Genomic DNA, 25,921 nt, shown 5'->3' with positions numbered 1-25,921 from the left:
CGGCGAACGGAGGATTCTCAATACAGTTGGTAAGCTGGAATCCCTAGCATAGGCGATCTTCTATACAGCACGAATGCTTGAGAGAGCCAGATCGCCATTTGCGAAGTATCGAACGATCGAAAAGGGCGTACATTACAATTTCGTAATAGTAGGTGCCATTCGGCGCTTGGCGTTCCTGAAAGTTCGAGATGAGCTTCGTCAGTCTCGCGACCCTGTCCGCCCGACCGGTGGCATCGCCCTAGCTTGTCCACGGCTTGCCGGCAGACCGGACGCATGAGGGGCTTGCCCATGGTGGCGTCTCGCGGTCGCGACTGGCAGGTCAAGGCTTGAGGCCCGCGGGCGGCAGTGGACCGCTGACGCACGGCGGGCGCCGGTGTACGGCCCGGGACCGCGCCGGCGCCGACGAGGAGGCCGCTCGGGCCACCCCTGCGCGGACATCGCGCCGGGATCAACCTCGCTGCGACCAGGTTGGACTTCGGGAGGCGGCGTCGACGCGTCCCAAACGATCAAAAGCAGCTCGCTGGCGCTGTACGGAGACTGTACGGGATTGGGCTGCCTCGGGTCGCCCCGAAGCCGTTTTCGGTGACTCTTGCTTCTGTGGACCACCTCGAGAAGCCCCGGTTTTATTGAGTCCGCGCGAGCGCGTTAACCGCGATAATCAACCCGTTGTTTCGGGACGAGGCGGAAAGGTCAAATTTTTCAGAGGTTTGCGCAGGCGTGCCGCGAGGGGCTGTATGGAGATTGTACGATCCGTTCGCCCCGGGGGGCGCGCCGTCCCCGTAGAATAGCACGGGGCCGGCCCCCGGCAATACCCCGGGCAGCAAAACGAAAAAGGCCGCCGGCCCGTTCGGGCGGCGGCCGGCGGCGCCACGGAGACGTCCGTGTCAGTGCAGCATCTGGTCCATGACGCTGTGGCCGATGACCTGGACGACGCGCTCGTCGGAATGGTCGTATCTGCGCTTGAGCATGAAGATCGAGATCCCCACGATCGACGAGATGACGCTGGCAGACAGGCCTTTCTCGATCATCCTGGTGATGCACGTGTGCCGGAGGGTATGGCCCGTCACCCCTTCGATGCCCAGCAAACGCATCGCTTCGGCGAAATAGTCCTCCAGCGCCTTTTGGGATAGCGGGTCGCCGAAGGAGTTACGGAAGACGTAGAGCTGTCCGACATCGGCTTCCTGCCAACCCGCCACGATGGCGAGCAGCTCGGGCGACAGCGCCACCGGGGGTGCCTCCTTGCGGTTCTTCTTCGAGACGCCGAGTGGCCAGCGGTACATCGTGGCGCCTGCGACGTCGATGTGGCCGGTGCCGAGGTGACCCTTCCACGCCATGCCGGCGTAGCGTCCGGGCCGGCTGCCGAGCGGCAATCCGAGACGCACGGCCCGTCCGACCATCAGGCGCCGGTTCGCTTCGGCCTTGGTCAAGGGCTTCGATGCCGGCAACCAGGTGTCCGTCTCGGGATGGTAGTCTTCGGTTCCGTCAGCCCATCGCAGGATCCGGTCGCGCTCGAAGGGGAAAAGCACGCGATCGCGGCCCTCGGGCGCTTCCGGCCGGGGGAACGCCACGGCGGAGGAGCACAGCTTGCTCTTGCAGTATACGTTGATAGCCGTGATCAGCTTGGCGATGCAGTTGTAGAAGTAGCCGTAGTCGTAGCCGTCCGCGAGCATGCCTTCCTCGGTCGCGAGCAGCCAGTCCCCGTCGAGATCGATCAGTTGCCGGCCCTCGAGATACGGATCGAGCGGCTTGAAGGTGGAGGTGATGACCGCGTACGACTTGCCTTCCTTCTTGCGATAGGTGCGCTTGCGGTAGTCGACCACTTCGGAGGCGAGCGCGAAGCGGGCATCGACGATCTTCTTGTTCTTCGCCTCGTCCTGCTTCTTGAACAGGTCTTTGATGTCCAGGGCCAATTCCTTGTCTCTGGTCCCGGTGCTCCGGACGTAGCAGTTGTCCCGGAAGATCGCGTACATCCCGTTCGCGCGCTCGCGGACTTCGTATTTGGTCGGCTTGTAGTCCGCCCCGTCCGCGACCTGCGGCAAGGATGCGGAGCGCACGACCTGGGCGTCGTGCATTTCCTCTCGGATGAAGTTCATGGTAGGGTCCGTCTCCTGGACGCGCGCGCGGCTTGCTTTTCGAGGGCTCCGCGCATGCGTTCGTTGGCGGCCCCGCTTCGCGGCGGGGCCGTTCGCTTTTCCGAAGGCTGTTCCCGACGGCTCATCCGCCGGGTACCTCCGGATCGTTCGGCTTCCCGACCGGTCGGCCCGGAAGCGCTTCGATTGATTCCCGCTCGGCCGGCGAAGATCAACGGCGCGTTCGGACCGCCGCCCGAATGCGCCGCGCCGGCGCGATTACTTCGCGAATACTTTAACGGTCAGACGTTGCGCGGCGTCTTCGCAGGTCGCCGCGCCGCCTCCGCCATCTCCCTCGGCGCACTATTCGTCGTCAGCGGAAGATGACGCTTCCGGACGGTCCGGTCGTCGCGCGGGGCCTCAGGTCGTGGGCTTGCGGCTGGCCCTCTCCAGCATCTCGCGGACGCTGCGTTTGCAGGTCAGCAATTTGCGATTCAGTAAAATCACCTCCAGCATCTTTTTTCTGTACGCCGTCCTAAGGAAGGATTCAGTTATGGGGCCTTGCGGGAAGAGGAGTGCCGCAGCCTCCGCGAGCGTGAGCACTTCTTCGTCGCTCCAGGCTGCTGGGTCGGGTCTGGCCGCGATGCGGCGCGGTACGGGCTTGGTCATGCGGGTCTCCTCGTCGTGTTCTCAAGGACTGGTGTCGCGCGCCCGCGGCGCGCTCCGCTCACGGCTCCTCCTTCGTCGCCGGGCGGGCCGCCCGGGCGCGGGCCGGGCGGCGCCGGCGCTTTCGCTCAAGAAATTTTGAACCGGTCGGCGGAGCGCTTAGATCGTCAATATTCGGAAAATTGGCATTTCAGGGATTCGGATTTCAAGGATTCAACATCGAAAGTTCAAATCCTTGAGATCAAGTCCTTGAAATCGAATCCTTGAGAAACGGGGTCCTTGGAATTTCGAATCCTTGAAATTCGGATCCTTAAAAAGCTACCCGCTCTTCGTTTTTTACGAAAGCTTCAGCGCGGCCGGCTTTTGCACTGGTGTCTGCCTGCCGGGCCGGCCTCAGGTCGCCAGCACCACGGCTCGCGCCGCGAGCGGCGTCCAGCGAGGGGCGCTGTGGGCGCCGCAGACGACCTTCGCGGCGATGGACTGGGTCGCGAAGGCGACTGCGACCGTCAGGCGGCGGCGGTCGGCGGCGCCGGGGATCTCCTCGAGGACATCCGCGCGGAAGAGCTCCTGGCGGCGCCTTCTGGTGAGGTCGTCGACGCTGCCGTTGGTCTGCGCCCGCACTTCCGACCCCGGCGCGACGATGAAGCGACCACCGGACGGGTATCCGCGCGACCAGAGCCCGCAGTACCTCAACTCATACTCATGGCCGATCGTCGGCACGCCGATGGCCATGGGGCCGCTGTCCGCGGCCTCGCCGCCGTCGTCGGCGGCGCCGCGCTCCTGGAACGCCGGGGCCGCCTCCGCCTCCTCGTCGGAAATACCGGCCGTCGGCTGGAAGATGGTGCAGCCAGCGTCGAAGAGGAGCCGCAGCGCGTCGGTCGCGATCCGGTTGTGCGTCGCGCGGTCGTCGTCCGACATGTCGGGTTCGCTGGGGTTGAGCCCCTTCATCACGGCGACCGCTCGGGTTTTCACCGCGAGGGAAGTCAGCTTGTACTGGAGGTCCAAGCCCAAGATCTTGTCGAAGGGATCACCATGACCAGCGATCACGAAGACGTTCTGCGCGAAAGTCTTGTTGCGGTCGCTCGCGTGGTCCGAGAGGCGGCGCTCCGGCCTGCGGCTCTCGCCGATATAGACGACTTTGCCGTCGGTCATCACGTAGCAGCCCGGCGTCGCCAGCACGCCCGCAGCGGAAACGGCTGCGAGCTCTGTCATGGGAAAAGCATGCACGGCGACCCGGCTGGCCCGGTCGGTGACCCGGCGATATCCCATCTCTTGTCCGAAAGGACGGTGAACGATCGTGGTGGTGGGCGTCGATGGTTTCGTCAACTTGCTCCGATCTGCTTGTCTGCGGGGTGGTGCGATGGGCCAGCATCGCGGCGTCAGGGCTAGAGAAAGTCGGCCTTCTTGAGCTCGGCGCAGGCGCCTTCGAGCAGCGCCCAAATGCCGAGGCGGTGGTCGTGTCCGACGACGCATCCGGCGCTCCTCGCCGGACCTCCGCGAGCGCCGGCGCTCTCGACCGCACCGACGACATAATCGGCGCGGCCGGTGTTCTTGTCCGGACCGAGGATGCGCACGAACGCGACAGCCGCGTGTTGGTCCTTGCCGTCTCCGCGCACTTCGACCGTCAGGATCATCGGCGATCCTCCGGCACCTCGCTCCAATTCTCGGGGATGTCCGACAGGATCGACACGACCTCGGCGGCGTCGAGATGCCGCTTATCGAAGAGCGACTCGGCGACCGCGACGATGCGGTTGCGATGCCTGGCGACGAGGGCGACTGCGCGTGCGTAGAGTTCGCGCGCGTGATCCTCGACGGCGCGGCCGAGCTCGGGGTCGGCGCGCACGACCTCGAGCGCCGCATCCATATTCGCACGCACGAACAGGTTGCCTGCCAAACCGCTGCATGCGTGGACGTGGGACAGCAGGAGCGCGACCCTGCCGAGATCCGATCGGTCCGTCCCCGACCACCCGGTGGACAGCGATCCGACGATCGAGGCCTCGGCGGCGCCTGCCGCAAGAAGGCAGACCGCGGTGCGTTCGATGGCCCCCAGGGTCGGGAGGTCGTCCCGATCGCCCTCGACCTGGGTGTAACCGCCGTGGCTCTGGATGGACACGTGGACCAGGCCGCCCTCACCGGTCACGATGGTGGCGACGGCATGTGCCGCCTCATGGACGGCGGTGCGCCATACGACCTGCGGCGAGCGAACATCCTCGCCGTGCGCCGCTGCGGCCAGATCGGCCAGCTCCATCGGACGGCCCGCGTGGCGGGCGGCACGCTTGGCCGCGCGCACGACTGCCATGCACTCGGCAGCGGTGGCCCCTTCGAGCGATTGCGCCACCGCCGAAATGTCCTCGCCGGCGACGGAGCCGGCCAGGTGGAATCGCAGAATGTTAGCGATGCCGGCGCAATCGGGCGAAAGCACCTCCACGGCCCGTTCGAGCCTGTTTGGACGCAAAAGGGCGGGCTCGACCATATCGAGATGGTTCGTGCAGGCTACGATGAAGACACCGATCGGACGGCCGGCTCCGCCGTTCGGCTCATTCGCTGCGATCCCCGCGTCGGTCAGTAACAACAGCAAATCTATGATGGGGGTCCACCAGTCGCGTCCCCGTGCATCGAGCCGGTCGCGGCGCGGAATGAACTCAACCTCTTCGAGTGCTAGTAGGCAACATCGGCCCATGGTAGACGCCTGATGCATCGCATTTTTCAAGGATTCGATGACAGTGCCCAAGTGCGAGTTCTTGTCGAACATCGAGGCGACAGAAACGCGCAGGAGCGGGCACGCCGGCAGCGGCGGCGATGCTGGCGCAGAGCACCGATTTTCCCGTTCCGGATTTTCCGAAAAACAGTAAACCTTTCATCGAGTCGGCCCAGGACTGGCGGCCCTCTTTGAAGTCTCGGATATCCTGCGCCAACGCGATTGCGACCTCGCGCGCGGCACCGAACTCGACCGCTGTCGAGAGATCCGGCGCGGCCGAGACGTCGTTGCCCACTGACCGCCGGCGCGACGCCCGGCGCATCAATTCAATAGCCTCCTCAGGGGACACCCCAGGGCGCATCGCCGCGACCACATCGTCGAGCTGAAGCGCGGTCAAAGCGTCCGCCGGTACGGCGACGGCGGCGCCCGGGAAGCGCGAGCGCATCGCCTTGCCGACGCTGCCCGTGTCCAGATCGCCCAGTTCGATCTCGACATCAGCCGCGGCCGTCAGCGTGCGGGGGAGCAGCCGCCCCGGGTCGGTGGCAACGCCGATGACAGAGCGGCCCCGCAAGAGCGCTTTCGCGACGCCGTCGTTGCCCACGTTCGCCGTATGCTGGCGGTCGGTGCCGGAGCGTGCCACCACGAACCAGTCGCGCTTGATACCGTTGAGATAGCGATCGACGGTCTCGATCCACGCCGATGAAGCGACGGTGATGACGACCACGGCGGGGCGGGGGTCACGCAGGATGCGCCTGCGGTCGGCCGCCGTTGTAGCGCGGCGCAAGGCTGAGGCGACAATCCTCTTACCGATCGCACTGTGGCTCAGAGAGCCGAGAGAGGCACCAGTATCCCCCGTCACGGTGTCCTGCTCGCCGACATTGTCGTCCAGGTCATGTACCACGGCGGCCTGCCGAAGCGACGCAAAGCCCCGCTTTTGGGTCGAGCGGCCGCTGCTCGCCGTCGTGTTGGTACCCACGCCGCTCGTTTCGTGCTCGGTCATGATTCTCCTGACGTGGTGTGCCGATCGAAAGGGCCGGCGTGAGGCATGCAAGGATTCGAGCGCCGTCACCCCGAGAACCGTGAAGCCGGGGGGCGGAGCCATGTCGCACGACAAAATGACCACCTCGCGCGCGCCGACGCCGCGTGGGGTGGCCGTGTTGCCGTGAAATGTGGGTATTAGGCGGTGTAGGCGCGCAGACCGACGGAGGACCCGGCGTAGCCCGGCCGCACGATCAGGCCGTCGGTGATGCCGCCGCGCAGATCGACTTCGACCGCGCCCTCGGACGCGAGCGCGTAGATCAGCGCGCGGGCCTCGCCGCGCGTCGAGACCGCCTCGACGAGCTGGGCGAGCTCGACCGGGCCGTCGCGTTCGAGGGACTCGAGGATCTCCGCGCGATCGTCGGCATGCATGCGTACGGTACGGTGGCTCCAGACCTCACGCGCCGCCGAGCAGCGCGGCTCCGCACGGACGTCTGCAGCGTTGACCTCGATGATGCCGTGGCACCGGCGGGCGAAGGCGAGCTGCGTCAGGGCCTCGGCCGCCGAGTCGTGGACCGGACGGGCGTCGACGATGTCGACGGCATAGCGTCCGTCGAAGCGCTCTACGATGATGCCCTCGACGGGCACGACGCGCTCGTCGATGATCACGTTGTTCTGGTACTCGATGCGGCGGACATCACCATCGAGCGACGCCTGGATCAGGAAATCGCATGTCACGGTGCTGGAGAAGGGAATTGCCCGGCTGGCTTTGTGGCTGATGAACAGGTTCTTCTGCATCTATCCTCGCTGATATCGTCGAATGAAAACGGCGAACAGCGGTCGCCTCGCGCGGAATCGCGCGGGGTCAACCGAGGGGTGGCAAAATCTTCCATGTCGTTGATGAACGTGTCGGCACTCGTATAAAATCACGAAAGTCCACGAAAGTCAAGGAAAAAATCGTCCGACAGATATCTATTGGCTATCTGCCAGATAGCTGCTGGATAGCCAACCCGCTTGCGGTCAACAGCTTTATGGTTACCGCCCCTTAGCACCGCGCAGCCGTCCTGTTAGAATCCGGACCGGGTCCAGGAAGGGTGCGACTGAAATGGCAAAGACGACCAAGGCGGGCGCAACGGAAGCGGCGAAGCCGACAGGATTGCGGACCGACGGGCGAAAGGCCTTGCTCGTGTACATGCAGACCGATCTGATCCAGGCCGCCAAAGATGCGGCTTCGGACAACGAGGAGAACGTATTTCAGTTCGTCGAGCGAGCCGTGGCCAAGGCGCTCCGCTGGAAGAAGCCGAAGGGCTCTAAACAATGGGTGCGCTGAGCCCCCACGATCTGGTCGAATCCATCGGCGCCTTACGCCACAGCCTCGTCCGGAAGTTTCAAGACCGTCAGAATCTCATCGTCGGGCAACCGGAAGGATTGCTCCTCGACCTCGAAGCGATCGCACCCCTTGAACCCGAACCACGCGTCCGCCGGCATCTTCCTCGGAAAGTTTTGTTCGGCGGCCTCGTTGAACAGCATGTCCGCGGCGAATGTCGCGCGATCCAGCGAGTCCAGGGGAAACCACCACGGCTGAACCATCGGAGATCTCTCGAACCAGCGCCGCTTCGTCTTGTTGTAGCAAGCGACGATCATGGGAAAGCGGTTCAGGACCGTCATCTTGAAGAGCGTCGCCGTCAGGCTCGCTGAATATTCTTCGGCAATCTCTCTGGCGGCCGCGAGCGTCGGCCGCTTCACGCGGCGCAGCCTAGGGCCCAACAGGTAGTTCGGAAGAATGAGGTCCGACGCGAACGCATGCCATCGTCGTCGAAAGCTTTGATGGACGCGACCAAGAAGCGGGCCGAAAAGCTGCAGGCCAAGGGCAAGGAGGTCGATTTCAAGGAGTTGCTCCGGATGGAGCCCGACGGCGGCGCAACCAATATCCGAAACGTGAAGTCGAAGCATTGGATCCGCTGGCTAGGCGTGGAGAACCGCTGCGTAGTCCCGTTCAACTCGTTCAGCGAGTTCAACAAGACCGAGGGCGGAGACGTCTGGTTCGCGCTCGAGGAGACTCGGCCACTCCTTTGCTTCGCCGGGATCTGGGCTAACTGGACATCGGTCAGGAAGGTCAAGGAAGGCGAGACCACCAACGACCTCTACGCATTCCTGACGACGGAGCCGAACGCGGAAGTCGGCGCCATTCATCCGAAGGCGATGCCAGTGATTCTGACGACAGCCGAAGAGGTCGAGACCTGGATGAACGCGCCAACGGAACATGCGCTGAAGCTGCAGCGGCCGCTTCCGGACGGCGCGTTGCGGATCGTCGCGCGAGGCGTGAAGGAAGATGCCGCGCCGGCGACGGCCGAAGTTCCGGACAGTGGTCACCTGTAGCCGTCTAGGCGCTTGACTCCGAGGACGGCATTCGAACAAAAATGGAACAAACGATTCCTGCCGCGAAGGTCCGCTTGGCCAAACTGCCTCAACTGCCCGTCTACTATTATCTCGACCACTTCGCCGAAATGCTGGGGTTTGTGCAGCGGACGTACGCCCCCGTGCTTGGTCCGGAGCACCACGCCCTCATAGCGCGGTTCGAGGGCCTATCGAGAGATGCACGATGTCTGCTGGTCCGAATGATCAATAGGCGTGGTGCCATATTCAACCGATCGCTGTTCAACTACCCCGAGATCGATTGCGTCGAGCGTGCGGCATCTGATCTGACTGCGGCCGGTCACGCACGCGAGCTCGGCGAGGCGGACTATGCGGCCTTCGTCTCATGCCTGCCAAAGGACATCCTCGTCACCGGAGCGCAGGCGGCCGGGCGAGGAGACGTCCGCAAATCCTGGTCGAAGCCGAAGTTCATCGACTATTATCTACAAAGCATCCCTTTTCCGGTGGCCGCGCAGCACTGCGGCGCCCGCAACTTCATCGCGCTCGACGGGACGTGGCCGGTCGAGTTCCTGCTCTATCTGTATTTCGGCAAGACCGAGGTAGATCTGAAAAACTTCGCGCTGCGCGACTTGGGCATACTCCGCACCAACCGCGAGACTTCGTTCAGCGCGCGCTTCACCGATGCGGAAGAGGCGCTCGCCTCGTTCCATTACAGCCGGGTTCTGGACAGCCTGGACGACGGAACGGAGACCGCGCACAGGCGGGCCGCCATCGACGTGCTCGCCGGGCCTGCCTGCACGACGCAGTTCGCCGCCGATCTCCGCAGCCGAGCTGCGCATCGGACGGGGCTTTTCTTCGAGAAGGCGGGCGAGAACGATCTCGCCCGGCAGCTCTACCGTGCCGGGCCTTCCACCGACTGCAACGAGCGCCTGGTTCGTCTGCTCTACAACACGGGCGACAAGGCCGAGGCCGAAACGCTGCTGCAGCGGATGATCGATGATCCCGGCAGCGATGGCGAACACCTCTTCGCCACCGATTTCTACGCCCGAAAGTTCGGTGGACAGCGTACAGGTCTTTGTACCGAACTTCTGCGGTCCGGGCGAACGATCACCGTCGACGATACGCATCGCGGCAATCCAGAAGCAGGCGTCGCCGGCGTTCTGCGGCGCGAGGGCACCAAGGTTTTCTTCACCGAGAATGTGCTGTGGCACACCCTGTTCGGGCTTCTCTTCTGGGACGAGCTCTTCGAGAGCACCCGGATGCCCAGCGGGTTCGACTGGCTACCCCATTGCCTGAAGGACCGCAGCTTCCGTCGGCTCTTCGCCGTGCCGATCGAGGAGAAACTGGCCACCATCGCATCCGGAGCTTCTCTTCCGTTGATCCTCCGCACCGTCACAGCAAAATGGGGCCGCCCGAATGGGGTCTTCAGCTGGGATCATGTGCAAGTGGAGGCGCTGCGCGCGCTGCTCGAAGGATCCGATTCGGCCGGCATCGCCGGCATCATCGGCAGCATGTGCGACGATTTCCGCGGCATGCGGGACGGTTTCCCCGATCTGATGCTGGTGCAGGACGGCAAATCCTCTTTCATGGAGGTCAAAGCCGAGGGGGACGTGATCCGCCGCAACCAGCTAACTCGCCTCCGCCAGCTCGGCGCCGCCGGCATCATCGCCGAAATCGGCCGGGTGGATTATCGTTTCGACCCGAGCAGGACTACGTGGTGGTCGACATCGAGACGACCGGCTCCTGGTCGAATGGCGATCGCATCACCGAGATCGGCGCGGTGAAGGTTCGCAATCACTGTGTCGTCGACGAGTGGCATTCTCTCATCAATCCTCAGCGTTCCATTCCCGCAAAGATCGTTCAGCTGACCGGCATCACGAACGAAATGGTTCGGGATGCACCTTTGTTCGCGGAGGTGGCGGACCGTTTCATGGAGTTCATGGGGGACGGCATTTTCGTCGCCCATAATGTCAGCTTCGACTACGGTTTCATGGCCTACGAATTCGAAAGGATCGCGCGGCGCTTCAGATTTCCCAAGCTCTGCACGTGCGCCGGAATGCGACGGCGCTATCCGGGACACAAGTCCTACGGACTTGGGAAACTTTGCGAGATATATGGCATCTCGCTCGACAATCATCATCGAGCCTTATGCGATGCACGGGCCTCGGCGCAGCTGTTGAATCTCATCAACAAGAAGCGGAGCGAAGAGGGGGGCCGCGAAGCAGCGTAGCCATTCCAGGGAAGGGCCGAGCTATGCGGCCGCATCTGAGAATTCAGTCAACCCTAACAAGGGTTCGTTGATCCGCTGACTTGTAGATCGCTTCCAAGAGCTTCATGTCGCGCAATCCTTCCTCGCCCGGCGTCCTTGGCGACCTGTCGGTGAGAACGCATTCCGCCATGTGATCCAATTCCAGGGCGAACTGGTCTTTTGCAGGGATCTCGATCAACGTCTCGGTCTCGCGGCTGTCTATTGCGCGACGCACCGTCAGCCGCTGTCCTTTGTAGGGATAGGCATTGTCCAACAGGAGATTGCCGTCGTCCGAGTGGACCGCCAGGCGCGATGCCCTATGGATGCCGTAGCTGGTCGAAAGGTTGGCCATAGCGCCGGAAGGGAAACGCATGATCCAGGCGACGCTCTCTTCCACTTCGCGAAAACGCGGATCGCCGTCGGCCGAGTGGATGCGAGCCTCGATATCGACGGGCTCCTCGCCGGTAACCGCCCGTGCGGCGTTGAGACAATAGATGCCGACGTCTGGCAGGGGGCCGCCGCCGGCCAATGCCTTGCGGAGCCGCCATTGCTCTGGATCTCCTTGATTCTGACCGTTGATCGATTCGATCAGCTTGATCGGCCCGAGGTCTCCGCTTTGCGCACGACGAATGACCTCCAAGTGATGAGGCTGGTAGCGACAGCGATAGGCGATCATCAGCTTGACGCGCGCCGATGAGCAAGCCTCGACCATCGACCGAGCATCCTCCGAACTCGTGGCCATCGGCTTCTCGCACAGGACATGCTTGCCGATGGCCGCCGATCGGAGAACGTACTCCTTGTGCATCGAGTTCGGCAGAACGACGTAGACGACCCTGACGTCTTCCATCTCGCGGAGCCGCTCGAGATTCTCATAGCCGAGCAGGGCTTCCTGTCGAACGCCATACTGCCGTCCAAGCACGCTCAGCTTGTCCGGCGATCCCGAAACCAGCGCGGCCAGTCGGCTTTTTTTCGTTTGCCCGAAGGCAGGCAGTATTTGCTCGACAGAAAGACGACCCAAGGCGACGACGGCGAAGCCGACCCGTTCACGCGCCGCGAGCGGCCCGTCCGCGTTTTCTTCGCCCGCTTCACTTGATCTTACGATGGACGGGAAGGTTAACTTGTCTCCTTGCGTCATCCCGGTGTCTACAGGTGCGGCTTGAGCCAATCCGGCACACGATGCGTTTGCAGCCAGTAACGTCGCTGCAGAAAGTCCGAGCGCACCACGGCGCGTCAGGGAAGAATGCGGAGAGCCTATGCCGAGCTTTGTCATCGCACTCAAACCTGCCAAGATTGCACCGGTTCCTCCACGTCTGGCATCAGCCGGCGAATAAACATCGCGCAGTTAGTGATCCAAAGAAGCACCGAAATCGTTTGGCGCTGCCCAGGATGGAAGGCAGCCTTCACCGTGCAATGCAGGGCAAGTGCTAAAGCGTCAGGCCAAGTTCCAGAGCGATCAGGTAATTTCTGATAACGCGAAATATCACTTGCTCCGTCGGGCAAAACAGTGGTTCATAAGGCGCTGGTCCTAGCAAGACGAAGGAGCCAGCACGATGGCGAATGACGTCGATACATCCTCGGAATTGTCCAAGATTGCGAAACTGAATGGTGACTTCCGAAGGAACTACGGCACGCTCATCGGAGCGGTTTTGTATCTCCGCACCGTGAGCGCCGCCCGTCGAAGCCCCTGGCTCTGGGCAGGCCTGATTTCGATCGCTTTTTCAGCGGCGCTGAGCTGGTTGGGGCAGCACGGTTGGTATTTGCCAGCCTTGCCTTGATGGCACCGAACAATGCCCGCTTTTCTCCGTACGGCGCGCCCCGACGTCGACGAAGGGAATCAGATGAGAGCCACACGTAGCGTCCTGACTTCGACGGGGCAGGCAACAACACGTAGTCCTCGATCTCCCGATTCGCCGCATCCAACCGCATCACGGCAAGCAAGCCCGATGAGATCTGTCTTCGGTAGGCTTTCCATTGCGGAGCGTGGTCCTTTCCACGATGCCCCAGTCGTCGCGCGACCAGAAACGAAACCAAGCGCGCGCCCCCGACATCAAGCCCGATGCCGTCCGGAACAAGATCGGCTTGGAGGCCGAGTTCCGTTCGCAGCACCTCCGCGAGTTCGGTGACATGCCTTGATTGTTCGGCGGTCCAAAAATCCCGGTTATCGATCCAGTCGCAGTCGCGCGGCGACACGTATCCGATCAGCGCATACGCCTTTCGCAGCGAACCGAAGTGCTTCACGTACGAGGAGACGTGATTGAGACCGAGCGTCGTATTGATGATGTGCGAGTTGAGTTTACCGCGCCGGCGCAGCGTGAGACGAAGGCGCAACAGCATCTCTTCTTCCGGAATCTCCACGCGGCGCTCGGCCAGCAGCTTCTGGGCTCGAGCGAAGATGCCTTGGTCCACGATAGGCTCGATCGCCGCAGCGCCGCGGACCCAAGCGTTGTCCGGATTCTTGACCAGCTTCTGGCCCAAGCGTCTTGAGGTGCGATTGTAGACGGTGTTCCCGATGTAGTTCTCGTTCCCGAGAATGGTGGGTATCATGCCGTCGGTCCAGGGCCGACCGTTGTGATTGGCGATGCCCGCGTCGTTCAGCTGGCGACTGATGTCGCTGTAGGATTTCCGGCAGTTGACGAACTGATCGAAGATTTCCCGGATCACGGCGGCCTCTTCGGCCGAGCCGTGCTGGAGCCGAACGCGATCCGATTGCAGAGCCTTGAATTGCCCCTTTTCGAGAAGGGCCTTCGGATGCTCGCTTTCGTCGACCATCAAGCGTCGGAGACCGTAGCCGACGGGAGCGCCAACGCGGTATCCAAGGCTCGCGACCCGACAGTGTCCGGCGTGCACCTTGACGGAGAGCTCTCGGCTCCACTCGGCGGCCATGCCGCGCTTCAGGCTTTTCGCGATCCCCGAAACAAAGGTGCCGTCGTTCTTGAAGATCTCCGCGCAGTATTCGACCTGAACGCCGTTCCGCTTGCACAGGAATTCGTAGTAGGCACTCTCGTCGACATCCTGGAACCGGCCCCAGCGACTGACGTCGTGGACGAGGATGTGGTCGAAGTCGGCTCGGCCCGATTGGACATCTTCGATCAGCTCGATGAGACCAGGACGCCCCTTGATCCGGAGGCCGCTGCGGCCCTCGTCGCGATAGGTGCGCACAATCGTGAGCGTGTTCGCCTCGGCATAGGCTGCAATGGCCGCCATCTGGTTCTGGATCGAGTAGCGCTGGAGCTCCCTCGACATTCGAACGTACTGCGCAGCACGCCGCGATCGGGCCCGCCTCGCCAAGCTTGTCCCTTTAGGAACAACGAGCCAGTTACCCATGCACCCCTCCTGACAATTCAGAGGTACCCGCGAGTGCGAATACACCTCCCGCAGTCGGGATGGCAATGCGTCCAGAAGCACTGGGTGCGCCTTATGCCGGCGCCGGAGTTGGCTTGTGCACAGCGCCGCGGAACACGGGGACAAACCTCAGCCCTGCCGATTGTGAATCCCTGCTCCATGCTAACCGCCGGGAACGAGCCGGCGGTCCCAAGGATTCGTCTCGGCAGGAGCCTATTTCGATGCTGATGACGAAGGAAAAACCACAGGCGATCCAGACGCTGCGCGGCTGGGCTATCCACTTGCTGCAGGAGGCCGGCGCCATCCACAAATGCGAAGAGCACGGCTGGGCGAAGGACCGCGCCGATCCACACGCCCGCGAGCGCGCGTTCGATACCGCCAGGAACGATCCCCCTCCCGGGGTCCCACCCGATAATGCCGCCGAATCGATGGGCGACACCTGTCCCGAGTGCCCGCAGTGCCGACTAGCAGCGTTGCCCCGGCTTGCGGCCAGAGCATTCCTCAACCTGTCGCTCCGATCGTGGACCGCCTGGTGTTCCGGACCGTTCGCGCCTGTACGAAGGAATCGTCCAATGAGCTTCGGCCGCCCGAGCCAGTGTTCGGTTGGTGCTCCACTATGGGCATGCCAGATTGCGGGTCGCGAACCAGCCGCCAGACGTCACCATTGGGACTTTCGTACAGAGTCTTGGCGGTCATGCTCGTTACCCGCCAGCCGCCGCCGCGAGGTCACTGGCGATTGAGCTGTTTGGCCGGTGGCCCGTTCTTGTTGCCGGGCATACCCTTGATGTTCGACGGATACTGCTGCTGAACGGTCGGATTCTGCTGGTTCATCGTGGATCCGACGGTTTCGCCCGGCTTCACGGCAGGCGCTGAGGATTCCATTTCACGGTCAGTCTGCGGCGGCGGCATTGGCCATCCGGCCTGCTCCGCGCAACATGAGCAGGGGGACACGCAGCTAATCGGCGCGTGCACTCAGACTATCGATGACCCGACATTCGGCCACGCAGCCGCCGTGACAGTCATCGAGCATCCTTTTGAGTTCGTTCCGGAGCAAAGTCAGCTGCTTGATACGTAGATCGACCGCTTCGAGGTGGCGGGCCGCGATCTTGTCCGCGTTTTCGCACGGTCCACTGGGCTGCGCACTTAACGAGAGTAGTTCCCGAATGTCGTCGATCTCGAACCCAAGTTCGCGAGAGTGACGGATGAAGTTCAGCCGGCGCACCGCTTCCGCGCGGTAGCGGCGCTGCTGACCCTCGGTACGCGGGGGCGCCTCGAGGAGGCCTATCTGTTCGTAGTAACGGATGGTCGGGACCTTTACCCCGGCCTCCTTCGCCAGCGCGCCGATAGAAAGCATGACCAGTTTCCACTTGAAGCTCTAGTGACTAGAGGGTTTATAGTCCCCGACCGAAGGATTGTGAATGAGGAAACCATGAGCGCAGCCTGTTGCGGTCACCATCACGAAGAGCCGCGCCCGGAGACAAACGCGGCGTATCGCCGTGTGCTGTGGGCCGTTCTGGCGATCAATGCGTCGATGTTCGCCGTTGAGATCGGCGCCGGCCTGCACGCGGGCTCGGCCTCGCTCCAGGCGGACGCGCTCGACTTTTTGGGAGATGCGGCAAATTACGGGATCAGCCTCTTCGTCGTGGGCATGTCGTTGCGCTATCGCGCCGGCGCCGCGCTCACCAAGGGCGTTTCGATGGGTCTTTTCGGTCTCTGGGTGTTGGGCGTTGCGATCTGGCACCTTTATTCCGGCACCCGGCCCGAAGCGATCACGATGGGCGCGATCGGCGTCGTGGCTCTGGCGGCTAATGCCGTCTCGTTCGGATTGCTTTGGGCCTATCGCGGCGGCGACTCCAACATGCGATCCGCCTGGATCTGCACTCGCAACGATGTCTTGGGAAATCTCGCGGTGCTGCTCGCAGCCGCCGGCGTCCTTGGGACCGGCACCGGCTGGCCTGATATCATCGTGGCCGTCGTCATGGCCTGTCTCGCGCTCCAGGGCGCTTGGCTGGTCGTCAGGCATGCCGCATCCGAGTTGACGCTCGGGAATTCCAGGCACGCTCCGGTAGGCGGATGATAAGCGCGCTTGCCAGATCGGCGGAGGAGAGTGGCAACCGGTGGCCACGGTTGCCGCTTGTCCTGATGTTGACGATCGGGCTGCTGCTTTCGCTGCTGCACTGCGCCTGCTGCGATCTTGCCTTCGCAAACGACGGACCGACGATCATCGTTTCCACTTCGGCTCCGGACACAAGTCCGGATTTTCCGGAGCAGCGGTTGCCGCCTCACTGCGGCCAATGCCTTTCGCACATCACCACGCCTCGCACCACGTCGGCAGTCCGGCCAGCCGATGCGATTGGTATCGCGCCGCCCTTGGAGCACGTTCGGCCCCTCTCCGGACTTGCGGGCCTGCCGTTGTTCAGACCGCCCCGCGGCTGAGCGCGGCGGCCGAGTGGGCGCGGCCGAGCGGCCGAGCGCCGGTCGTCGACAATTCGAATGTTCCTCCCCAATGAGGACGGGCGGCTCTCCTGCTGTCGGCTTCGCATCAGAAAAATACCATGGCAAATAGGCCAATCATCATAGTCATCGCGTTCGTGGCAGGCGCCGCAACCGTCGCGCTTGCCCCGGGGCTGTCGACCGGAGTCCAGCGCGTGCTCGGGATAGGTTCGCAGACCCGGCCAGCGACCGCCGCAAAGCCGACCGCGCCCGAGCCGTCCGCCAGGTCGCTGACGATGAACGAGGAACGGATCGAACTCGCACAAATCGAACAGCGGAGCGTCGGCCCTGCGACCGTGGCCAAGCGGCTTTCCGTGCCGGGCACAATCGTGCCCGATGCCGCGCGCGTCGCCCACGTTTCCGTCAAGCTGTCCGGGACCGTTGCGGAACTGCGCAAGAACATCGGCGACGACGTCGTCAAGGACGAGGTTTTGGCCGTCCTCGAGAGCCGAGAGGTTGCGGACGCCAAAAGCGATTACCTGGCTGCCCGACTCTCCAACGATCTGCAGCAAGACCTGACGGCGCGGGACAAATCACTTTGGGAAGGACGCGCCGTTCCGGAGCAGCAGTATATCCGCTCCCGCAACGCGGCGGCGCAGACGGCGATGCGCTTCGGTATCGCGCGTCAGAAGCTGCTGGCGTTGGGCGTGCGCGACGACGAGATCACGACGCTTCCGCAGGCTCCGGATGCTTCGCTGCGCAGTCAGAACGTGCGAGCGCCCATCTCGGGGCGGATCGCCGAGCGCAAGGTCGAACTCGGGACGGCGGTCGGGCGAGACAATCTCGAGACCGAGCTCTTCGTCGTCGTCGACCTGGGCCGGGTGTGGGTCGAGCTTTCCGTCTCCTCGCCGGACTTGCCGATGGTCCGGGAAGGACAAGCGGTCGCCGTGACGCTGCGTGGCTTTCCGGATGCTACGACAGGTAAGATCATGTTCGTCAGCCCTCTGCTCGATAAGGAGACTCGCACCGCGCGAGTTGTCGCGGTCATCGACAACGCCGACGGCCGCTGGCGCCCCGGATCGTTCGTCACGGCGGCGATCGCGATCGACGAGCATCAAGCCCCGGTGGTCGCGCCGGCCAGCGCGGTCCAGACCGTCGATGGTCGGAAGGCGGTCTTCGTGCGCACGAAGGACGGTTTCGAAACCCGCGGCGTCGTCCTGGGCCAGCGCGACGGTCAATCCGTAGAGGTCGTCTCCGGTCTGGAAGCCGGCGAGACCATCGCCGTGTCGAACACCTTCTCGCTGAAGGCAGAACTGGCCAAACCCAGCGAAGAGGACTGAGCGATGATCGAGGCCATTGTCGATTTTTCGGTTCGGCGCAAGTGGCTCGTCCTGCTCGTCACCATCGCCGTCGCGGCGTCCGGCATCTGGTCCGTGACAAGGCTGCCGATCGACGCCGTTCCGGACATCACCAACGTCCAGGTGCAAGTGAACGCCGTCGCACCAACGTTCACGCCGATCGAGATCGAGAAGCAGGTCACCGTCGCGTTGGAAACGGCGCTGGCCGGCATTCCGGGAATGGAATCGACACGCTCGTTCTCCCGGAACGGATTCGCGCAGATCACCGCCGTGTTTACCGACCAACATCTACTTCGCGCGCCAACTGGTGGCGGAGCGGATCAACGACGCGAAATCCGCCCTGCCGCCGGGTGTGGACGTGAAGATGGGGCCGGTGTCGACAGGGCTCGGCGAGATCTACTGGTGGGCCGTCGAGTACGAAAAACCAGGCACAAGCGCCCCGGTGCCCGACGGACAGCCCGGCTGGCAAACCGACGGCAGCTATCTGACGCCCGAAGGCGAGCGACTGACCGACGACTTCCAGCGCGCCGCGTATCTGCGCACCGTACAGGACTGGATCGTCCGACCCCAGATCAGAACCGTGCCCGGCTTCGCCGGCGCCGACGCGATCGGCGGCTTCGTCAAGCAATTCCAGGTGCAACCGGATCCGACCAAACTCATCGGCTACGGCCTCTCGTTCAGCGACGTGATTGCGGCTATCGAAGCCAACAATGTCAGCCGCGGCGCCAACTACATCGAACAAAACGGGGAAGGCTACGTCGTCCGCGCCGCCGGCCGGGTCGAGAACATGGACGACATCTCGAACATCGTCGTCGCGACGCGCGCCGGCTTCCCGGTGCGCGTGAAGGACGTCGCCGACGTCGCCATCGGTCGCGAACTCCGCACCGGCAGCGCCAGCATCGACGGGCGCGAAGTGGTGCTCGGAACGGCCTTGATGCTGATCGGCGGCAACAGCCGCACGGTCGCTGCGGCCGCCGAAGCGCGGATCAAGGAGATCGGCCGAACCCTGCCGCCCGGCGTCTACGCGCATTCCGTGCTGAACCGGACGGAATTGGTGGACGCGACGATTCACACGGTCGCGAGCAATCTGGCGGAAGGGGCGCTCCTTGTGATCGCGGTCCTCTTCGTCATGCTGGGCAACCTACGGGCCGCGATCATCACCGCATGCGTGATACCGGTAACGATGCTGATCACCGCCACAGGAATGCTCCAAGGGCGGATCAGCGCAAATCTCATGAGCTTGGGTGCCCTGGATTTCGGGCTCATCGTGGACGGCACCGTCATCATCGCCGAGAACAGCCTGCGGCATCTGGCAGATCGGCAGCGAGAGCTCAGACGTGCCCTGTCGCTCGAGGAGCGACTGTCGACGGTGACCGCGTCGACCTCGGAGATGATCCGTCCGACGGTATACGGGCAGATCATCATCATCCTGGTGTACGTCCCGCTCCTCGCCTTCACCGGCGTGGAAGGCAAGACGTTCGAACCGATGGCGCTGACCGTGATGATCGCGCTCGCGACCGCGTTCGTCGTCTCTCTGACCTTCGTTCCGGCGGCGATCGCAGTCGCTCTCTCGAAGCCGGTGCGCGAGGACGAGAACGCCATCGTGCGGCGCCTGAAGTCGGCATACGCGCCTCTGCTCGGCGCCTCGATAGCCAGGCCGACGCCGATTTTGGCGGGTGCCGCGCTGCTTTTCGCCGCTGCGGTTGTCCTCTTCGGCCAGCTCGGGCAGGAATTCACGCCGACGCTCGACGAGAGGAACATCGTCATGGAAGTGCGCCGGGTGCCGAGCACCGCGCTCGCGCAGTCGCAGGCGATGCAGCTCCTGATCGAGCGACAGATCAGCAAACTTCAGGAGGTTGCTTTCGTCTTCTCGCGCGTCGGAACCCCCGATTTGGCGGCGGACCCGATGCCCCCCAACGCCGCCGACACCTACATCATCCTCAAGCCGCACCACGAATGGCCGGACGCCGGCATGACAAAAGACGATCTCATCAAGCGGATCGAGGCCAAAGCCGCCGAACTGCCCGGCAACAAGCTCGGCTTCTCGCAGCCGATCCAGATGCGGTTCAATGAACTGATCGCCGGCGTCCGAGCGGATCTGGCCGTGAAGGTCTTCGGCGACGACTTCGCGGATATGCAGCGGACCGCCGGACGGATCGCTGACGTGCTGCGGAAGATTGAAGGAGCCGAGAGCGTCAAGGTCGAGGAAACGGCCGGATTGCCGTTTCTCGAAATCCGTATCGACAAACCTGAGATCGCCCGCCTCGGCATCAGTCTCGTCGCCGTCCAGGATCTGATCGAAACCGCGGTCGGCGGCCGCAACGCCGGCCTCGTCTTCGAGGGCGACCGGAGGTTCCCGATCGTGGTTCGTCTCAACGATGCTCTCCGCAACGACATCTCGGCTTTGGAGAACCTTCCTGTGCCGCTTCCTCATGCCAAACCGAACGCGGCGGCGGCTTCGATACCGCTGCGGACGATCGCGTCTTTCGAGCAGACCGAGGGCGCGAACCAGGTCAGCCGGGAAAACGGAAAACGCCGCGTGGTGGCGACCGCCGAGGTCCGCGGCCGTGACATCGGCTCGCTGGTGGCGGAAGCGCGCGACAAGGTGGAGGAGCAGGTCGCGCTTGCACCGGGCAGCTTTTTGACTTGGGGCGGGCGGTTCGAGAACTTCTCCGTCGCGCGCCAGCGACTGATGATCGTCGTCCCAGGCTGCTTCCTGTTGATCTATCTCCTTCTGTTCGGCGCGTTGGGCTCGCTGCGGGACGCGCTTCTCGTATTCAGCGCGGTCCCGCTTGCTCTGACCGGCGGAATCGCGGCCCTATGGCTGCGTGGCATGCCCTTTTCCATTTCGGCCGCCGTCGGATTCATCGCGTTGTCGGGGGTCGCCGTGCTCAACGGGCTTGTGATGCTGACTCAAATCCGCAAGCTCATCGAAGAAGGCACCACGTCAAGAACGGCGATCCGGGAGGGCGCGCTGACCCGCTTCCGCCCCGTCGTCATGACCGCCCTCGTCGCCTCGCTCGGTTTCCTGCCGATGGCGCTCGCGACGGGCACCGGCGCGGAGGTCCAGAAGCCCCTCGCCACAGTGGTCATCGGTGGCCTTCTGACCGCGACGCTGCTCACTCTGCTTGTGCTGCCCGCGCTCTACTCGCGCTTTTCGACCGCGCACGCTCAAGTGCCGCGCGAGACCGCGAAGTTCGCACCCGATCGGGCCGCCGAGTAGCTCCGCCGGTCGGCCCGCCATTCTTGAGGCGGGTGCCACCGCACACCCTTACCGCCGCAGAAAGCGGCTGAACTGAAAGCGCTGCGTATTGCCGCCTGGGGTCAAGTGATCATGTCGCCGAGAGCCGACGAGCTCGAAGGTGGGGCCCAGCGTCTCGGCCAGGGCCTCCGGATCGTACCGCACGATGGGGAGCCCGCTGCACCTTTCGGGACCATCGGGCGCGAAAGTCGCGATGATGACATGACCGGCTGGGCGAACCGCCTTCTTCAGGCAAGCGATGTATGCATCGCGGTCGGCGGGGTCCGTCAGGAAGTGGAAAGCGGCCCGATCGTGCCAAAGGTCGTAGGTGTCCGAAGGATTCCAGGTCGTGACGTCGGCAACGATCCAAGCGACCCCGTCTCCGCGCCTGCCAATCCGTGTCTTCGCTGCTTCCAGCGCCTTGGCGGAGAGGTCCAGTACCGCAACCTGGCTGAAGCCCCGCTCCAGCAGACCATCAACCAGCCGTGAAGCGCCGCCTCCGACGTCAATGATGCGCGCGTCGGTCGAGATGCCGCCCTCGGCGATGAGATCAAGCGATGGAGCCGGATCCTCCTGAAACCAGCTTACTTCCCTTTCCGCTTTCGTCGCGTATACGCTCTGCCAATGAGCCTGGCGGTCGAGGTCGTTCATGGCTTCCGTCCCTCCATCGATTCAAGGTGCATAGATGGCCATCTCTCCTATCCTCGACAACAAGGACCCTCGGCTCCTTCCGTCTTCATGCCGGCTGCCCTGATGCGGGAAGCACGCCGACAGAAGAACATCGAGGCGGTCGGCGTCCCCTCCGTTTGCCTGCTCGATCCGGATGGCGATCTCGTGCGCCATCTCCGCCGGACCGGGCGCGCAAAGCCCTTCGGAGGATGGCCATGCTATCACACCGAGCTCGATGTGTTCTCGCTTGCCGGACAGGAGGTCGGCATCGTCGGACGGGCCGTGGGGGCCTCCTTCGCCGTCCTGGTCGCCGAGGAACTGTTTGCCAGCGGCTGTCGCCTCCTAATCAGCTTGACGTCTGCTGGGCAGATCGTCGACGCCGGTGAACCGCCGTACTTCATCATCATCGAGCGAGTGCTGCGCGACGAAGGAACGAGCTACCATTACGCTCCGCCTTCGGAGTACGCCAGCGCGTGTCCTCACCTGCTGGAAGTCGCGAAAGAGGCAATCAAACACGGCGCACCGCGAACTATCGCGGGCGCAAGTTGGACCACGGATGCCCCGTTCCGCGAGACCAGCCAAGCTGTTCAAGCAGCCGCGGACCGGGGAATACTTGCGGTCGAGATGGAAGCAGCCGCGCTGTACGCCTTCGCCGGCGCCACCGAATGCAAGGTTCTCTGCGTCGCTCACGTGACGAACACAATGGCTCAAACGGGCGCGGACTTCGAAAAGGGCGAAGATGACGGCGCGGTGGACGCGTTGGCGATACTGGGCCCCATCGTAGCCGCCTTGTCCGAGCAATAGCGGTTCGCCGTATACGGAGCTTTCGACGGGCGTCTCCAAAAGAAGCGGCGCGCCGCAACCATACGCCTACTGTGAATCCGCGCGCTCGACATCAGCTTCTTGAACAATCGAGCTCCGGAACAGATCCTTGCGCGCAACTTGTTCCGCCGCTGACGGCGAAGGTGGGGTCGAGGCGGCCTGCTTCGGGAGTCCGAAGCCCTTCACCAGGCCGAAGATCGCCGGGATCACGATCAGCGTCAGCAGTGTGGATGAGATCATGCCCCCGATCATCGGCACCGCGATGCGCTGCATGATCTCCGAGCCTGTTCCGGTGCTCCACATGATCGGCAGCAGGCCCGCCATGATGGCGACCACGGTCATCATCTTGGGGCGGACGCGCTCCACCGCGCCCTGCATGATGGCGTCGTACAGATCGCCGCGCGTCACGACCCGCCCCTCGGCGGCACGTCTCGCCGCAGTCTCCGCGAGCGCCTGATTGAGATAGATCAGCATGACGACGCCGGTCTCCGCGGCCACGCCGGCGAGCGCGATGAAGCCTACCGCGACCGCCACCGACAGGTTGAAGCCCAGCCACCACATCAGCCAGAGCCCGCCGACCAGCGCGAACGGCAGCGACAGCATCACGATCATCGTCTCGGTGATCGAGCGGAAGTTCAGGTACAGCAGCAGGAAGATGATCAGCAGCGTCACGGGCACGACGATCTTCAGCCGCGCTGTGGCCCGCTCCAGGTATTCGTACTGGCCGCTCCACATCACGTAGTAGCCGGCCGGGAACTGGATGCTGGCCTGCACGGCGGCTTTGGCGTCGGCCACGTAGCCGCCGAGATCGCGGTCGCGGATATCGACGTAGATGTAGGTCGCGAGCTGCCCGTTTTCGGTGCGGATCGAGGTCGGCCCGCGCGCTGGCGCGACCTTGGCGACCTCGCCGAGCGGAACAGCGCCGCCGGCGGCCATCGGAACCAGCACGTCGTTGGCGATGGCTTGCGGGTTGTCGCGCAGATCACGCGGGTAGCGCATGTTGACGGTGAAGCGCTGCCTGCCTTCCACGGTCGTGGTCACGGTCTGGCCGCCGAGGGCGGTCGCGATCGTGTCCTGCACGTCCTGGACCATGATGCCGTAGCGTGCCAGCGCAGTCCGGTCCGGCGTGACCTCCAGATAGTAGCCGCCGATGCCGCGTTCGGCGTACGCCGAAGAGGTGCCCGGCACGGTCTTGAGGACCTGCTCGATCTGCTTCGCAAGCTTGTCTATTTCGACCAGATCGGTCCCGATCACCTTGACCCCAATCGGGGTCCGGATGCCGGTCGACAGCATATCGATGCGCGCCTTGATCGGCATGGTCCAGGCGTTCGAGACGCCGGGAAATTGCAGCGCCTTGTCCATCTCGGCTATCAGTCCGTCGATAGTCATGCCGGGCCGCCAATTCTCCTTCGGCTTGAGATTGACGATCGTCTCGAACATCTCGGAGGGGGCCGGGTCGGTTGCGGTCGCCGCACGGCCCGCCTTGCCGTACACCGAGGCGACCTCCGGAAAGGACCGGATGATCCGGTCCTGGGTCTGCATCAATTCGGCGGCCTTCGTGACCGAGATGCCCGGTAGCGTGGTCGGCATGTAGAGCAACGTGCCTTCGTTCAGGTTCGGCATGAACTCGGTGCCGAGCTGGCGGGCCGGCCAGATGCTGACGGCCAGAACGGCGAGCGCGAGCACGACCACCAACGTCTTGGCGCGCATGACGCCCTTGATCACGGGGCGGTAGATCCAGATCAGGAAGCGGTTGATCGGATTCCGGTGCTCCGGAACGATCCGCCCGCGCACGAATATGACCATGAGGGTCGGCACCAACGTCACCGACAGCAGCGCGGCGGCAGCCATCGAAAATGTCTTGGTGAACGCGAGCGGGCTGAAGAGCCGCCCCTCCTGCGATTCCAGCGTGAAGATCGGCATGAACGAGACCGTGATGATCAGCAGGCTGAAGAACAGCGCCGGTCCGACCTCCGCCGCGGCGGCGATCAGGACGTCGAGCCTGGACCTTCCGGGCTCCGCACGTTCGAGATGCTTGTGAGCATTCTCGATCATGACGATAGCCGCATCCACCATGGCGCCGATCGCGATCGCGATGCCTCCGAGGCTCATGATGTTGGAGCCGAGGCCTAACAGCTTCATGGCGCCGAAGGCCATCAGGACGCCGACCGGCAGCATCAGGATGGCTACAAGCGCGCTGCGGACGTGCAGCAGGAACACGATGCAGACCAGCGCCACGACGACGCTTTCCTCGAACAGCGTGTGCTTGAGCGTGTCGATGGCCGCGTAGATCAGGTTGGAGCGATCGTAGACCGGCACGATCTCGACCGACTTCGGAAGACTGGAGGCGATCTCCCGGAAGCGCTTCTTGACGTTCTCAATCACCTCCAGTGCATTGAGGCCGAAGCGCTGTAGCACGATGCCGCTGGCGACCTCGCCCTCGCCGTTCAGCTCCGTGATGCCGCGCCGCTCGTCGGGGCCCAGTTCGACACGCGCGACGTCGCGCAGCAGCACCGGCGTCCCGTTGTTCGTCTTCAGCACGATGTCGCCGAGGTCGTTGATCGACTTGATGTAGCCCTTGCCGCGGATGACGTACTCGAACTCGGACAGTTCGACGGTCCGCCCCCCGACGTCGGCGTTGCTGGCGCGGATGGCATCGCGCATCTTCTGCATGGTGATGCCGCGGTCGCGCATGCGTTGCGGATCGAGGATCACGTTGTACTGCTTGACGAAGCCGCCGACGCTCGCAACCTCGGCGACACCCTCGGCCTTCGCCAGTGCGAACTTCAGATTCCAGTCCTGGATGGTGCGGGTATCGGCGAGGTTCAGTTCCTTCGATATGATCGCGTACTGGTAGACCCAGCCGACGCCGGTCGCGTCGGGGCCGATCGTGGGGCTCACGCCGGCGGGCAGGCGCGCGCTGGCGCCGTTGAGGAATTCCAGCACGCGCGAGCGCGCCCAGTAGATGTCGGTGCCGTCCTCGAAGATGACGTAGACGAAGGAGACGCCGAAGAAAGAGAA

20 protein-coding genes and 3 pseudogenes are annotated in these 25,921 nt (G+C 63.7%); 9 read left to right on the top strand and 14 right to left on the bottom strand.

The genetic code is table 11. The features are described from left to right. Positions 1-884 precede the first annotated feature (884 nt). From IVB50_RS26390 to IVB50_RS26360, 7 genes are all read right to left on the bottom strand, one after another. The gene (locus IVB50_RS26390; RefSeq protein WP_247297850.1) at positions 885-2,093 is read right to left on the bottom strand and encodes a tyrosine-type recombinase/integrase; all 1,209 of its coding nucleotides are present in this window, start codon (positions 2,091-2,093) and stop codon (positions 885-887) included. 396 nt (positions 2,094-2,489) lie between these two features. Further along, a complete protein-coding gene (locus tag IVB50_RS26385) occupies positions 2,490-2,738 on the bottom strand; it encodes a hypothetical protein (RefSeq protein ID WP_247297849.1) in 249 nt (82 codons plus the stop codon). A gap of 390 nt (positions 2,739-3,128) precedes the next feature. Next, the gene (locus tag IVB50_RS26380) at positions 3,129-4,061 is read right to left on the bottom strand and encodes a GIY-YIG nuclease family protein (RefSeq protein WP_247297848.1); all 933 of its coding nucleotides are present in this window, start codon (positions 4,059-4,061) and stop codon (positions 3,129-3,131) included. 59 nt (positions 4,062-4,120) lie between these two features. After that, complete coding sequence (locus IVB50_RS26375; RefSeq protein WP_247297847.1) at positions 4,121-4,369, bottom strand: hypothetical protein; 249 nt, start codon at positions 4,367-4,369, stop codon at positions 4,121-4,123. Continuing rightward, complete coding sequence (locus tag IVB50_RS26370) at positions 4,366-5,466, bottom strand: hypothetical protein (RefSeq protein ID WP_247297846.1); 1,101 nt, start codon at positions 5,464-5,466, stop codon at positions 4,366-4,368. Before IVB50_RS26370 ends, IVB50_RS26375 begins: the two co-directional genes overlap by 4 nt. Continuing rightward, positions 5,378-6,433, bottom strand: a complete 1,056-nt coding sequence (locus IVB50_RS26365; protein WP_247297845.1) for a hypothetical protein — start codon at positions 6,431-6,433, stop codon at positions 5,378-5,380. Before IVB50_RS26365 ends, IVB50_RS26370 begins: the two co-directional genes overlap by 89 nt. Before the next feature lie 176 nt (positions 6,434-6,609). Further along, positions 6,610-7,209, bottom strand: a complete 600-nt coding sequence (locus tag IVB50_RS26360) for a hypothetical protein (protein ID WP_247297844.1) — start codon at positions 7,207-7,209, stop codon at positions 6,610-6,612. Between the two features lie 307 nt (positions 7,210-7,516). Here IVB50_RS26360 and IVB50_RS26355 point away from each other — a divergent pair, with 307 nt between their 5' ends. Beyond that, a complete protein-coding gene (locus IVB50_RS26355; protein WP_247297842.1) occupies positions 7,517-7,741 on the top strand; it encodes a hypothetical protein in 225 nt (74 codons plus the stop codon). A 32-nt stretch (positions 7,742-7,773) separates the two neighbouring features. On the opposite strand, the gene IVB50_RS26350 is transcribed toward IVB50_RS26355, so the two are convergent. Then, a complete protein-coding gene (locus IVB50_RS26350) occupies positions 7,774-8,157 on the bottom strand; it encodes a hypothetical protein (RefSeq protein ID WP_247297840.1) in 384 nt (127 codons plus the stop codon). Between the two features lie 57 nt (positions 8,158-8,214). Here IVB50_RS26350 and IVB50_RS26345 point away from each other — a divergent pair. The 3 genes and pseudogenes from IVB50_RS26345 to IVB50_RS26335 all read left to right on the top strand — a co-directional run. Continuing rightward, a pseudogene (locus tag IVB50_RS26345) lies at positions 8,215-8,790 on the top strand (SOS response-associated peptidase family protein); the annotation flags it as partial. A gap of 41 nt (positions 8,791-8,831) precedes the next feature. Beyond that, positions 8,832-10,571 (top strand): VRR-NUC domain-containing protein, encoded by a 1,740-nt coding sequence (locus IVB50_RS42805; RefSeq protein WP_247297839.1) that lies wholly within the window; start codon positions 8,832-8,834, stop codon positions 10,569-10,571. Next, a complete protein-coding gene (locus IVB50_RS26335; protein WP_247297837.1) occupies positions 10,505-11,017 on the top strand; it encodes a 3'-5' exonuclease in 513 nt (170 codons plus the stop codon). Before IVB50_RS42805 ends, IVB50_RS26335 begins: the two co-directional genes overlap by 67 nt. A 43-nt stretch (positions 11,018-11,060) precedes the next feature. Here the strand turns inward: IVB50_RS26335 and IVB50_RS26330 are convergent, their stop codons facing one another. Both IVB50_RS26330 and IVB50_RS26325 read right to left on the bottom strand, forming a co-directional pair. Then, positions 11,061-12,305, bottom strand: a complete 1,245-nt coding sequence (locus IVB50_RS26330; protein ID WP_247297835.1) for a Gfo/Idh/MocA family oxidoreductase — start codon at positions 12,303-12,305, stop codon at positions 11,061-11,063. Between the two features lie 362 nt (positions 12,306-12,667). Then, the gene (locus IVB50_RS26325; protein ID WP_247297833.1) at positions 12,668-14,359 is read right to left on the bottom strand and encodes a recombinase family protein; all 1,692 of its coding nucleotides are present in this window, start codon (positions 14,357-14,359) and stop codon (positions 12,668-12,670) included. Positions 14,360-14,598: 239 nt separating this feature from the next. Between IVB50_RS26325 and IVB50_RS26320 the strand changes: the two are divergent. Then, positions 14,599-14,832 (top strand): annotated as a pseudogene (locus IVB50_RS26320) (hypothetical protein); the annotation flags it as partial. Between the two features lie 271 nt (positions 14,833-15,103). On the opposite strand, the gene IVB50_RS26315 reads toward IVB50_RS26320, so the two are convergent. Both IVB50_RS26315 and IVB50_RS26310 read right to left on the bottom strand, forming a co-directional pair. After that, positions 15,104-15,286, bottom strand: a complete 183-nt coding sequence (locus IVB50_RS26315; protein ID WP_247297866.1) for a hypothetical protein — start codon at positions 15,284-15,286, stop codon at positions 15,104-15,106. 46 nt (positions 15,287-15,332) lie between these two features. Continuing rightward, entirely contained in the window at positions 15,333-15,731 is a 399-nt protein-coding gene (locus IVB50_RS26310) for a helix-turn-helix domain-containing protein (RefSeq protein WP_247297831.1), read from the bottom strand. Positions 15,732-15,806: 75 nt separating this feature from the next. On the opposite strand from IVB50_RS26310, the gene IVB50_RS26305 reads away from it, so the two are divergent. From IVB50_RS26305 to IVB50_RS26295, 3 genes and pseudogenes are all read left to right on the top strand, one after another. Continuing rightward, complete coding sequence (locus IVB50_RS26305; protein ID WP_247297829.1) at positions 15,807-16,454, top strand: cation transporter; 648 nt, start codon at positions 15,807-15,809, stop codon at positions 16,452-16,454. 652 nt (positions 16,455-17,106) lie between these two features. Continuing rightward, on the top strand, positions 17,107-18,150 hold the full coding sequence (locus tag IVB50_RS26300; RefSeq protein WP_247297827.1) for an efflux RND transporter periplasmic adaptor subunit: 1,044 nt from the start codon (positions 17,107-17,109) through the stop codon (positions 18,148-18,150). A gap of 3 nt (positions 18,151-18,153) precedes the next feature. Further along, positions 18,154-21,391, top strand: a pseudogene (locus IVB50_RS26295) (CusA/CzcA family heavy metal efflux RND transporter). A gap of 48 nt (positions 21,392-21,439) precedes the next feature. Here IVB50_RS26295 and IVB50_RS26290 read toward each other — a convergent pair. Further along, positions 21,440-22,060 carry a class I SAM-dependent methyltransferase gene (locus IVB50_RS26290; RefSeq protein WP_247297825.1) on the bottom strand — a complete coding sequence of 207 codons (621 nt, stop codon included), beginning with the start codon at positions 22,058-22,060 and terminating at the stop codon, positions 21,440-21,442. Between the two features lie 102 nt (positions 22,061-22,162). Between IVB50_RS26290 and IVB50_RS26285 the strand changes: the two genes are divergently transcribed. Further along, on the top strand, positions 22,163-22,882 hold the full coding sequence (locus tag IVB50_RS26285; RefSeq protein WP_247297823.1) for a nucleoside phosphorylase: 720 nt from the start codon (positions 22,163-22,165) through the stop codon (positions 22,880-22,882). 66 nt (positions 22,883-22,948) lie between these two features. On the opposite strand, the gene IVB50_RS26280 is transcribed toward IVB50_RS26285, so the two are convergent. Next, the coding region (locus IVB50_RS26280) for a CusA/CzcA family heavy metal efflux RND transporter (protein WP_247297821.1) at positions 22,949-25,921 on the bottom strand (2,973 nt) is incomplete at its 5' end.

Origin of the sequence: Bradyrhizobium sp. 87 (assembly GCF_023073015.1) — a bacterium.
Taxonomy (GTDB): domain Bacteria; phylum Pseudomonadota; class Alphaproteobacteria; order Rhizobiales; family Xanthobacteraceae; genus Bradyrhizobium; species Bradyrhizobium canariense_D.
The sequence above is the reverse complement of the archived record's forward strand: the minus strand, read 5'-3'. Positions and strand labels throughout refer to the sequence as shown.

What these genes read in the sequence shown, in the direction of transcription:
- IVB50_RS26390 (WP_247297850.1), bottom strand. Translation starts at nt 2,093, where the DNA reads ATGAACTTCATCCGAGAGGAAATGCACGACGCCCAGGTCGTGCGCTCC.
- IVB50_RS26385 (WP_247297849.1), bottom strand. Translation starts at nt 2,738, where the DNA reads ATGACCAAGCCCGTACCGCGCCGCATCGCGGCCAGACCCGACCCAGCA.
- IVB50_RS26375 (WP_247297847.1), bottom strand. Translation starts at nt 4,369, where the DNA reads ATGATCCTGACGGTCGAAGTGCGCGGAGACGGCAAGGACCAACACGCG.
- IVB50_RS26365 (WP_247297845.1), bottom strand. Translation starts at nt 6,433, where the DNA reads ATGACCGAGCACGAAACGAGCGGCGTGGGTACCAACACGACGGCGAGC.
- IVB50_RS26360 (WP_247297844.1), bottom strand. Translation starts at nt 7,209, where the DNA reads ATGCAGAAGAACCTGTTCATCAGCCACAAAGCCAGCCGGGCAATTCCC.
- IVB50_RS26355 (WP_247297842.1), top strand. Translation starts at nt 7,517, where the DNA reads ATGGCAAAGACGACCAAGGCGGGCGCAACGGAAGCGGCGAAGCCGACA.
- IVB50_RS42805 (WP_247297839.1), top strand. Translation starts at nt 8,832, where the DNA reads ATGGAACAAACGATTCCTGCCGCGAAGGTCCGCTTGGCCAAACTGCCT.
- IVB50_RS26330 (WP_247297835.1), bottom strand. Translation starts at nt 12,305, where the DNA reads ATGACAAAGCTCGGCATAGGCTCTCCGCATTCTTCCCTGACGCGCCGT.
- IVB50_RS26325 (WP_247297833.1), bottom strand. Translation starts at nt 14,359, where the DNA reads ATGGGTAACTGGCTCGTTGTTCCTAAAGGGACAAGCTTGGCGAGGCGG.
- IVB50_RS26315 (WP_247297866.1), bottom strand. Translation starts at nt 15,286, where the DNA reads ATGCCGCCGCCGCAGACTGACCGTGAAATGGAATCCTCAGCGCCTGCC.
- IVB50_RS26310 (WP_247297831.1), bottom strand. Translation starts at nt 15,731, where the DNA reads ATGCTTTCTATCGGCGCGCTGGCGAAGGAGGCCGGGGTAAAGGTCCCG.
- IVB50_RS26305 (WP_247297829.1), top strand. Translation starts at nt 15,807, where the DNA reads ATGAGCGCAGCCTGTTGCGGTCACCATCACGAAGAGCCGCGCCCGGAG.
- IVB50_RS26300 (WP_247297827.1), top strand. Translation starts at nt 17,107, where the DNA reads ATGAACGAGGAACGGATCGAACTCGCACAAATCGAACAGCGGAGCGTC.
- IVB50_RS26290 (WP_247297825.1), bottom strand. Translation starts at nt 22,060, where the DNA reads ATGAACGACCTCGACCGCCAGGCTCATTGGCAGAGCGTATACGCGACG.
- IVB50_RS26285 (WP_247297823.1), top strand. Translation starts at nt 22,163, where the DNA reads ATGCGGGAAGCACGCCGACAGAAGAACATCGAGGCGGTCGGCGTCCCC.